We start from the raw sequence: 9,140 nt of genomic DNA on the forward strand, positions 1-9,140 counted from the left end.
CGGTCAGGCCCCCACCCTCCGGATAACGCATACCACCGGCATACCGCAGGGATCATGAACCGTCACTCCCCGACGACAACCCGCAAAGCTCAGTAGCCATCCGTCGCGACTGCGCGGGTGCTCCCCCAGAAGAGTGCCCCAGCGTGCTCTTCGGCAGTGCACCAAGTCCCCGCGAACGGTTCTCACCTGGCTGCGGACCTCGGAGTCAGCCCGTCTGCTGCACGACATCGCGGCCTCCGGCCGGATGTTGACCCATACCGACCTCGACACCCTCGCCGTCTCCACGGGACGGGGCGGCGCGCAAAGTACGGACTACCTCCGCAGCCTCCTCGTCGCCTACGGCATCCTCCCCGTCCGCGACGAACACCTGGCCGGCATCGAACGGCACCTCGCCCGAACGCTGCTACGCCACCCGCAACACGCACCGCTGCTTCAGCCCTATGTCTGCTGGTCCGTCCTGCCCCGTGCCCGGCGCCGGGCGGCCCGCATGCCCAGCACCCGCGGCCGTACCACCTGGGCCGCCACCCGAGTGAACGCCGCCGTCGACTTCCTCCAGCACCTCGTCACCCTCGGCCTGACGCTGGACAAGGCCCTGCACTCCCGAAGCTGCCGCGAAGTGACAAGTAGCTCTACGTAACCAGCGGAGCTCGGTACTCGGTTCCTGTGGGTCGAGCACCGCATTTGTCATGTCAGCACCCTTGCGGCCATCAAGGTCGTTTATGGCTGTTACGGTCCTGCCATGACTCGCCGTGATCGCGCCTTGGAGCTTCTGCGTCAACACTCGGAGCTGGCTGGTGTCGCGGCATTCCCGTTCGACTTCGACCTCGATCGCGCCGAGCACGGCGAGGCAGTGCGGCTGGCATCCGGGACGGCTCTGAAGGTGGTGGCTGGAGACGACACCGGTGGGAGCTACTTCGTGTGCTCGAACGGTGAAGTTCTCTATGCCAGCTCCGAGGGCGAGGCCGGCCTGGTCGGCGACAGCGTGGACGAGGCCCTCGAAGTATTGATCGGTCTACCGGGCTGGCGGGACTACACAGACCTCGACCTCCAGGCCGACATTGCTGAGCTGGAGGCTGCCGTTGCCCGCACCGAGGAAAGCATCCGTGGCTCCTACGCCTCGCAGCTCGATCTCGATCGCAGCCGACTTCTGGCCGGGCTTGGACTTCGCCAGCTCCCGCAGCTGGAACTGATCCGGCGGCTGCACCGGTCACTACTTCGCACTGAGCCGGACTTCATACTGCTCAATGCGGACGAGGGGTGCGCCTATGCCCTGCTTGACCGGCTCCCGCGCCCGCCTCTTTGGAAAACCGCCCTCGCTCCAGGGCGAGCAGATCTCGTCATGCTTCGCTCGGACCGCACCCGCTGGGCTGAGGTCGCGGACGATCCGGCACGCCGCGCAGCCTTGCTTCGAGCGGCCCAGTACGACCGCCAGACCACCGACCTCCCGCTTCTGCGGGAGGTGCTCCGAGCCGAAGCCCAGGTCGGCGACACCGAAGAGCTACGTCTGGCTGCGGTTCTGGTAGGTCTGCACGGGCACGCCCAGGACTACGAGCTGATTCAGTCGCTCCGTATGGCCAACTCGGACGTCTACTACGGGCTGGGAGGCTTCCCGGAGGCGGCACAGGACTTGAGCGCGTGGGCGACCGCGTTCGATGTCTCCAACCATGGTCAAGACCCAGCGGAAGAGGATGAGCTCGCTTGGGCCGAGCTGGCCCGTCGCCAGGGCCGAACTGAGCTGGCCCGCAGCATCCTGCTACGACTGCTGGATGAGGCGGGACCGCGTGACGCACCGCTCCTCGGGCACCTCGCCGGACAGTTCACGAGGCTCGGGGACTTCATCCAGGCTGCACGCGCGCGGAAGTTGCATGCCTCCCTCCAGGACGACCCGCAGCAACGTGGGGCCTCGATGCTCAGCCTCGCCACGCTGCAACGACGGGCTGGCGATGTCGAAGCGGCCTGGAAGTCGTTACAGCGTGCCGTCGCGGAGCTCGACGGTCCTCCGCCAACGCCCCCTACCGACCAACTCGCACTGGACCTGAACCTCCATGAGCAGGAGCGCCGCACCGTTGCCTGGCGCGGCCTCCAGCTTGGCCATAGGGCTGCTGAGGAGCACTTCCTTGTCGCGCGCGCCGCAGCAGCGACGGGGCTGTCTGCAACCGCGCGTGCAGCACTGGCGGCAGGCATCGCCGTACTGGGCACACTTACGCGCCCAACCAATGATCTCCGCGGGCTAGCCAATGCGGTGACAGAGGAGTTGGAGGGCCGGTAGGAACGGCGCAGAAAACTGGCGTTGCCGTCAGGTTCGGGCGAGCGGTGATCTGGGCTGCAGAGTGTGCGCTACATCCCATGCGTTCCCCTGAGCTCCGCTGAGGGGGCGCGCCACTGCGTCAGGTTCATCAGATCCTGTACGCGCCCGGTGGTACACCGTTGGCGGTTCCGTACTCGGTGAGGGCCAGTACCCCTGTTCCGCGCATTGGGACGTCGGAACCGATGGTCAGGGGGCTGAGGCCGATGGCCTGGGCAAGAGCCGGAGCCATATCGAACACGGCCCACTTCCATTCGTCTTCCTCGTCTTCCGAGGCGTGGGCCGCGTCCCATTCGGGAGACAGCCCCAGTTCAACGCGGCGATCCCGCTCGTACGACAGGGGGTCGCCGATGGTCAGCAGGTGGTCCTCGCCGTCGCCGGTCTCGCTGTAGCGACGGATGACGACACCGTTCTCGGCGACTACCCACGCGGATCCGTCCCCCTGGGCGCCGTAGTAGTACGCCTGCGCTTGGCCGTAACGGGTACTGAGTCTCTCGCATGCCCGGAGTACTTCGTCGGCGCGTTCGTTGTCGATCGGGTCGCACCATCGGCCGGCCACGAAGGTCCAGCCGCCGAGCTCGGGGCTGACGAATACCCGGGCGAAGCACCCGGGGCCGTCGTGGCTGTCGGCGTCAACGACATCGTTGGCCAGCGCGAAGGTGACTGGTCGCGGCTGGGTCAGGCCGAGGAGATCCATGATTCCCTGCTGATCTCCGGCAGGGACTGCGATCCAGTGGATCCAGCAGCCCGACAGCGGCTCGGGGCGGTCGGCGAGAAGTTTGATACGGATCAGACGTTCGACGGCTGCCCGGTCTCGGGCGGACAGGCCGCCCTCGCCGGCAATCTCTGCGAGGACGGTCAAGGCTGCAGCACGCAACCGCCCGGGCCCCGTGCGGCGGATCTCCTGTAGCAACGGCACGATGGACTGGCCCCAGGAGGTCAGGACGTACCGAGCCCGACTCCCGGTCCGGACGTCGGGGTCGCTGAGGAGGGGAAGCAGAGCTGTCACGGCCCGGGGATCTCCTGCCCCGTGCGACTGGATGCCGCCCACAGCGTTCCTTCGGACGGTTGCCTCAGAATGGGACAACGAGGCCAGGTGCAGGGCCAACTCATCCGGCTCAGCACCGGACTCGGACTCCTGCTCCTTGCGCGTGTGGGCAGCCGGTTCGTCAGGAATGGCGATCTCCCTCATGGCGGGTCGTACGGGCCTGCGTCTGTGACAAGGCAATGCGACGCCGTGCGAGATCGACATCGATGATCTTCACGGTAAGGGCGTCGCCGACCTCGACGACGACTCCGGGCGATTCATCCAGCTCGCTGGTGTGCACGAGCCCCTCGAAGCCGTTCTCTCGGTCTTCGATGCGGACGAAGACGCCGAACGGCACGATCTTGGTGACCGGTCCGGTGATCACCTGCCCGATCCGCTGCGCTACCTGCGGCCACGGGTCTTCCTGCACTGCTCGGAGCGACAGCGGTACCCGTTCCCGGATCATGTCGACGTCGAGGACTTCGGCTGTGATCTCCTGGCCGACGCTGACGACATCGGACGGGTGGTTGATCGGACGCCAGGACAGCTCCGGAATGTTGATCATCGCTGTGAAGCCGCCGATGTCCACGAAGGTGACGCCGAAGCTGGCGATGGTCGTCACCGTGCCGGTGACGACCTGGCCGCGCCGCAGGGTCTTCAGGAAGGCCCAGTCCCGGTCGCTGGGCGTCGGTTCGGTCTGCCAGCGTGCACGAAGAACACCGTCGTTGTCGGGCAGTACAGCGGTAAACAGCGGGTGCCGCTCGTCGGTATCCAGGGACACGACGCCGGCAGCACACGCGCTGGCGAGCTGAGAGGTCGCTACCTCGAACTGGGTCTCGTCCACGACCGTGCTGGTGATCCGCCCGTCCTCGTCCTCCCAGACGATTTCCACCAGGCCCTCGTCGGGCAGAGAGGCCACGGCCGCGGCGACGTCGGTGAGCAGGTCCGGCCAGACCGCCAGCTGCGCGCGAGGTGTCAGCTGGGAGCGCACCACCTCGATGTTGTCGCGGGTGAGGCGGTGCCAGCGGGAGGGGTTCGCGGTGTAGGTCTCCTCCAGGAACGTGGCGCGGTGGGCGCTGACTGTCCAGTGCAGGCGGGCCCAGAAGTCGGCGTCGGCCGGGCGTTGCACGTGCTGTGGGTCGTCGGGGGCGAAGTCGTACGGAGATGCGTCCAGGCGTTCCGGGAACAGCCCGAGCGAGCGGGTCCGGGCCAGCGCCGCTTCGCAGGGCCGACTGCTGCCCACGTAGAGGTACTGGTCCCATCCGACGTGGACGGCGAACGCTCCCTCCGCCTCCAGGCGGCACCAGGCGCCGTTGTCGCGGAGCATGGCCCGGACGAGTTCCAGGCCGACGGCGATCGGCACCAGCGCACCGTCGTGGAATCCGGCGAGGCCAGCGGGGAACAGGTCGGCCAGGCCGTAGCCGTCGAGCGGTGGCTCCAAGCCGAAGTGGGCGAAGCCTCCGATCTGCGGCTCGCGGATGGCCAGCTGGTCGACACCGGTTTCTTCGACGAAGGCGGCAACGGCCTGCAGGTAGGCGGCTTCGACCGGTCCGTGGTCGCTGGTCGCGGGCTCGGCGCCGGTGTAGTGGCCGTGCTCATCGCGGTGGGCGGGGTCGTACTTGGTGACCTGGTAGACGTAGGGCAGCACGTCACTGCCCGCCGGAGGTCGAAGGCGCGGGTGCGTTCTGGTGGCGTTCAAGGACGCGGTAGACAGTGGCGCGACTGACGGAGAAGAGCTCGGCGAGGTCGGCGATGGTGTGCTCGCCGGACTGGTGCTGCTGGACCAGGTGGGTCTGCTGGCGGGCGGTGAGCTTGGGCTGCTTCCCCTTGAGCTTGCCCTTGGCCCGCGCCACCGCCATGCCCTCGCGGGTGCGCATGCGCAGCAGATCGACCTCGAACTCGGCGAAGGTGGCCAGGATGTTGAAGAACATCTTGCCCATCGGGTCGGCAGGGTCGTAGAGCGTGCCGCCGAGCGAGAGCTTGACGCCGCGGGCGATGAGCGAGTCGCCGATGTCGCGGGCGTCGGGTACCGAGCGTGCGAGTCGGTCGAGCTTCGGGACGACGAGGGTGTCGCCGGCGCGCACCGCCGCGAGGGCCTGGGCCAGGCCGGGCCGGTCGCGGTTGGTTCCGGTCAGCCCGTGGTCCAGGTAGATCCGGTCTTCCGGGACGTCCAGGCTGAGCAGGATCTCGCGCTGGGCGGTGAGGTCCTGCTTGTCCAGACTGCATCTCGCGTAGCCGACGCGTTCACTCATGCCCGGAGCGTAGGTAAGCCCCCGCTCAGCGTACAGATCACCGGACACCCTAAATGAGACGCCGTCAGCGCAGGTCGATCTCTCCCGCCGAGCAAGATCACGATTGTTCGTTGGGGGTTCCTCAAACGAACACGCCTGAGATGCCGCGAAAGATGGTTGGATCTTGATCGGGGATCTCCTCCGCATAGGATGTCGGCGAACGCGGCCTCCCATAAGGCGACGCCGCCCCTTGGAAGAAGCATCCATGGACGACATCGTCGCCCGCATCCGATCCAAACTGGCCGCTGCCTGTACAGAACCCGTCCCTCGCCCGCGGACCTTCGTGCGGGCACCCGGCGGTCGACGCTTGGGCACCCCCCTCAGCGAAGAACGAGTGGTTGCCTACGAAGCGAGACATGGCGTCCGTCTTCCCCGCAGCTATCGCACATTCCTGCGCGAGATCGGCAATGGGGGTATTGGACCCGACTGCGGACTACTCCCTCTGACGCGTTGGGTCGCCCACGACATCCCCACCGCCAGTCAGCAACTTGGGAGCGTCTTCGCGCTGGAGCCGACCGACTCCGTCGCCGCTGATTGGGCGCGGCTGCGCAACGTGCAGAACAACTCGTACGCCGGCACCTTCACCGTCGTCCATCGCGGCTGCCTGGAGATGACACTGCTGATCATCTCGGGACCCGCCCGGGGTCGGCTCCTCGACGCCAACCTCGGAGACCTTGCCACACCTCCGGTCTTCCATCCCCAGCCAGACTTCCTCACCTGGTACGAGGAGTGGCTCGACGCACTGCCGGACGGTGCGCTCGCCCCCGACTTCCGCAACCAACGGCGCGGCTGCTACGAGGAACTCATCGACATCCTGGCCAACTCCGGTTCCGCCTGCGAACGACGAGCTGCGGCCTACACCCTGGGTGGGCGTCAGCCCCTTACTGATGGTGCCCGGGACGCGCTGGTCCAGGCGCTGGCCGACGACCCCGACCGGGGAGTGAGGATGGACGCGGCACGGACCCTGGCCGAGTTCGACAGCGATGCTGCCCAGGTGCTGGCATCGGCGCTCAAGGATCCGGACCACTGGGTTCGACGTCGAGCCCTGGTCCACCTGCTCCAGGTCAGCAACGACGAGACCACTTACGGGGCGGCAGCTCGCGAGCTTCTGCAGGACGAGAACCCGAACGTTCGGATGGCTGCAGCAGACCTTCTCGGCCGTGCTGGATGGACTTCCTGCGGGCACCGGTGATTCAGGACCGGAGGCGTGTCGCTCATCCGGCCGGTGCCGTGTCGGAGGAAGCGGCATCGTCCTGGGCCGTTCGCTGCCGTGGGAGGAGGAGCGCGCCGAGGTGCAGGTGGCGGTCCATGTCCAGCTCGAACCTGCCGTAGGGGTTCACGTGGGTCCAGAACAGCGGAGAGAGGCCGCGCCGGTCCGCCTCGGTGAGCTTGTTCGCCCACTTCGGCTCGGCCAGGACCTCTTGGACCAGGAGGGTGTTGACGTGGACCAGAGCCGACTGGAGGAGGTGCAGGGCGAGCATCGAGATCTCCTGTCCCTCCTTGTCCTTGCCGGTCAGTTCGCCGTCCTTGCCGTAGAACAGGTCGTGGTTCGCGCTGTTCCAGTTTTCGACGACCTGCAGGCCCTCGCCGATCTCCCGGCGCAGATCGGCGTCGGCGAGGTAGTCGCAGATGAAGGCCGTGCGTACTGCCCGCCCCAGCTCCTCGATGGCCCGGTAGGTGGGGTGCTTGGGGCCGCCTCGGGTGAACCGGCGTAGGACCTGCTCGGCTTCCGCGGTGCCCAGGCGAAGGGCGGTGGTGTATTTGACGATCTGGTCGTACTGCTGGCGGATCAGCTCCCAGTCGATCGTCTTGGCGGACAGCACCGGTCCCAGTTGCGGCCACTGCTCGTCCTCGCCGGCGGCGGGGCGGTACAGCCGGGCCGATCCGACGTTCTTGAGCCTGGGGAACAGGTTGAAGCCGAGCATGTGCGCGAACGCGAACCCGACGATGGAGGCGCCGTGGGTGTCGGTGTACTGCCGGTCGACTTCCATGTCGGTGCAGTGCCGCAGCACGCCCTCGATCATCGAGGCGACCTCGGAAGCCGAGCAGGACTTGAGTTGGGAGTAGATGCACACCGACTTCCGCTCCACGTGCCAGTAGATCATCACGCCGGGTTCCCGGTAGCGCTGGTGCCACTCGGTCATGAAGTTGCTGGACCAGGCGCCGAACTTGCGGCTGTCGGAGGCGCACGCGGTGCCCGCGCCCCACCAGCCCTCGTCCCTGGCGGCGAAGGTGTTGTTGACGAGCTTGATCAGCGCGGACCTCATGTTGGTCCGGTTCACGAACAGGTGCCGGATCCGGCGCAGGACCGCCTCGGACTCGCCGTGCTTGCCGGTGGCCACCACCCGCTTGATGCCCATGTTGGTGCCCAGCGCGAACAGCACCAGCAGCAGCCGGCGCCGCAGGACGTCGCGTGGGACCGCCTCCCGGGAGGCCACCGAGGCGAACTCAGAGGTGAAGCCGGTGGCGAACTCGGCCTCCTTGAGGATGTCGATCAGGTCGATCGTCCCCCAGCGGCGCTGGATCTCGGCCTTCAGTGCGACCAGGTTCTCCGGCTCCTCCTGCTTGGCCAGCGGGGACACCTTGATCCAAGGCTCGCCGTGCTTCCTGGTGATCTCCACCCCGCCCGCGGTGCCCAGCTCCAGCGCCCGGTCGAAGCCCGTGAGGGCGTCGCGCAGGCGCTTCTGCAGGGCGGCGATGAACTCCTGCGGATCCTGCGGCTGGCGGATCGCCGAGTAGTGCACGTCGCGGTTGTCCTCGAAGTCCGGGGGAAGGTCGTCCTCCGGGTTGCGCCACCGGCTGGCCCCGGCCACCCAGACCTCCCGGCGCCGCAGCGCGTCCCGCAGGCTGACCAGCACGCACAGCTCGTACGGGATGCGCTCGACCACCGGGCGGTAAGCGGTGTTGTTGCTCTTCAGTTCCCAGGCCGACAGCAGCGGCGAGAGCATCCGGCGCCAGTGCGCCGAGTACGAGGACCGCAGCACGGTGCGGATCCGCGCCTTGTACTTGGCCTCGTTCGCCGCGGCCTCCGCTGCCAGCGCCTTGACCTGCCGCCCGAACGGGTCGGTGTGCTCCTTCGCAGCCAGTTCGCGGGCGAGCTTCCCGCGCTGACGTGTCGTGAGCTTCGTGTCAATCAGGTCCTGGATCAGGCCGTAGCGGAACAGGCCCACCTGCCGGGCCCGCTCAGCCCGCCGACGGTCCTCGTCCTCACTCGGTGACATAGGCAACCCACCTCGCGTCTCAAACAGAGCCCGCCGCTTCGCCGGCGGACACGATCAAGACTTCCGGCACCCTCCGATCCCGCCCAGGGGCGGCCCGTGTTGATCAAATAGCGGAAGAAGACGAGGTCAGCAGCCTCCCGCCTATCGCCCTCCCGGCGAACTCCCACCGCGACACCGTGAGCATCCCCGGCCACTTCGTCGCGGGGGGCCCCGGGGGGGGGGCGGCCGTCGGGCGGGGCGGGGGGGCCGGGGCTCCGTCGAGGGAGGTGATCTCCCAGCGGCTGGCGCGGGCCTTG

7 protein-coding genes are annotated in these 9,140 nt (G+C 67.7%); 3 read left to right on the forward strand and 4 right to left on the reverse strand.

The genetic code is table 11. The features are described 5' to 3' along the window. Positions 1-133 precede the first annotated feature (133 nt). Together AB0M62_RS34480 and AB0M62_RS34485 are read left to right on the forward strand one after the other, a co-directional pair. Positions 134-637: a hypothetical protein gene (locus tag AB0M62_RS34480; RefSeq protein WP_366078276.1), complete on the forward strand. Its 504-nt coding sequence runs from the start codon at positions 134-136 to the stop codon at positions 635-637. A gap of 102 nt (positions 638-739) precedes the next feature. Further along, positions 740-2,269, forward strand: coding sequence for a hypothetical protein (locus tag AB0M62_RS34485; RefSeq protein WP_366078277.1), 1,530 nt, complete (start codon positions 740-742; stop codon positions 2,267-2,269). Between the two features lie 127 nt (positions 2,270-2,396). Here AB0M62_RS34485 and AB0M62_RS34490 read toward each other — a convergent pair whose 3' ends face one another. The 3 genes from AB0M62_RS34490 to AB0M62_RS34500 all read right to left on the reverse strand — a co-directional run bounded on the left by AB0M62_RS34490 (position 2,397) and on the right by AB0M62_RS34500 (position 5,584). Beyond that, complete coding sequence (locus AB0M62_RS34490; protein WP_366078278.1) at positions 2,397-3,167, reverse strand: hypothetical protein; 771 nt, start codon at positions 3,165-3,167, stop codon at positions 2,397-2,399. 307 nt (positions 3,168-3,474) lie between these two features. Further along, complete coding sequence (locus AB0M62_RS34495; protein WP_366078282.1) at positions 3,475-4,980, reverse strand: S1 RNA-binding domain-containing protein; 1,506 nt, start codon at positions 4,978-4,980, stop codon at positions 3,475-3,477. Position 4,981: 1 nt separating this feature from the next. Continuing rightward, the gene (locus AB0M62_RS34500) at positions 4,982-5,584 is read right to left on the reverse strand and encodes a recombinase family protein (protein ID WP_366078279.1); all 603 of its coding nucleotides are present in this window, start codon (positions 5,582-5,584) and stop codon (positions 4,982-4,984) included. Between the two features lie 244 nt (positions 5,585-5,828). Between AB0M62_RS34500 and AB0M62_RS34505 the strand changes: the two genes are divergently transcribed. Further along, positions 5,829-6,815, forward strand: a complete 987-nt coding sequence (locus AB0M62_RS34505; RefSeq protein ID WP_366078280.1) for a HEAT repeat domain-containing protein — start codon at positions 5,829-5,831, stop codon at positions 6,813-6,815. Between the two features lie 22 nt (positions 6,816-6,837). Here the strand turns inward: AB0M62_RS34505 and AB0M62_RS34510 are convergent, their stop codons facing one another. Further along, on the reverse strand, positions 6,838-8,844 hold the full coding sequence (locus AB0M62_RS34510; RefSeq protein WP_366078281.1) for a Tn3 family transposase: 2,007 nt from the start codon (positions 8,842-8,844) through the stop codon (positions 6,838-6,840). Between the last annotated feature and the right edge of the window lie 296 nt (positions 8,845-9,140).

Source organism: Streptomyces sp. NPDC051219 (genome assembly GCF_040682335.1).
Taxonomy (GTDB): domain Bacteria; phylum Actinomycetota; class Actinomycetes; order Streptomycetales; family Streptomycetaceae; genus Streptomyces.

Bases quoted from the DNA above. Each gene is read 5' to 3' on its own strand.
- AB0M62_RS34510 (WP_366078281.1), bottom strand. From the start codon at position 8,844: ATGTCACCGAGTGAGGACGAGGACCGTCGGCGGGCTGAGCGGGCCCGG.
- AB0M62_RS34505 (WP_366078280.1), top strand. From the start codon at position 5,829: ATGGACGACATCGTCGCCCGCATCCGATCCAAACTGGCCGCTGCCTGT.
- AB0M62_RS34500 (WP_366078279.1), bottom strand. From the start codon at position 5,584: ATGAGTGAACGCGTCGGCTACGCGAGATGCAGTCTGGACAAGCAGGAC.
- AB0M62_RS34485 (WP_366078277.1), top strand. From the start codon at position 740: ATGACTCGCCGTGATCGCGCCTTGGAGCTTCTGCGTCAACACTCGGAG.